General features: G+C 38.3%; 1 protein-coding gene. It reads left to right on the forward strand.

Annotation, left to right across the window (positions count from 1 at the left end):
* The first annotated feature begins 74 nt into the window (after window positions 1–74).
* Window positions 75–665, forward strand: coding sequence for a T6SS immunity protein Tdi1 domain-containing protein (locus tag DW033_RS24315; protein WP_032535959.1), 591 nt, complete (start codon window positions 75–77; stop codon window positions 663–665).
* Window positions 666–772: the final 107 nt, after the last annotated feature.

Here is a 772-nt window from a genome sequence, read left to right on the forward strand (position 1 = left end):
CATTGGTAACAAGGAAAGATAACCCCTGAATGGTGTTCCTTTCCAAACCATTATAAACCATAAAGCGCATAAATATGTACGAAGAATTTTTAGAAAAGAGCCTCAATAATAAGAGGCAGGCAGTAGATGATACTTTTATTGCCAAATACGCCGATTTGTCCTACCCCGAACTGAATACTTTATGGCAGGAAGTCGGGCTGGGCAGTTATTGTAATGGGCTGTTTAAGCTTATCAATCCGTCCGATTACCAAGATGTGATAAACTCCTGTTATGAGAAGGAAGATGACAAATCGTTTCTGCCATTCATGTGTACGGCTTTCGGCGATGTCTTTGCCTATGTAAAGAACCCAAGACTGAATAATTACGTTGTTTATCTGAATGTCAGATACGGAACATATTTAATACTTCCTGCCAATCTTCGTGCAATTTTTAATAAGGTAATGGTAAATCAAAGTTTCTTGAAAGGTTGGTTTGACTTAGAAAATTATCCTGTAATACAAGAGAAACTCGGAACTCCCGACAATGACGAATGTTTCGGGTATTCCCTACTGTTGGCTATGGGAGGAAGTGAGGACATTGAAAACATCAAGATAGTCAAGACTATTCCGTACATTGACATCTGCACACAAACAATCGGTGAATTTGAAGTTGCAGATAAATATTGAGTATAGAACTGGTTGATAACAACGCAGGATAACGGACGAGCCGTTCCCTGCTAACCATTACCAACAAATAGCGTACATATATGAATGATGTAACAAAAGTAAGAATA

The sequence above is a fragment of the Parabacteroides sp. AF39-10AC genome (genome assembly GCF_003635405.1).
Classification (GTDB): Bacteria; Bacteroidota; Bacteroidia; order Bacteroidales; family Tannerellaceae; genus Parabacteroides; species Parabacteroides distasonis.

Coding starts and splice junctions, on each gene's coding strand:
- DW033_RS24315 (WP_032535959.1), top strand. CDS start 75: ATGTACGAAGAATTTTTAGAAAAGAGCCTCAATAATAAGAGGCAGGCA.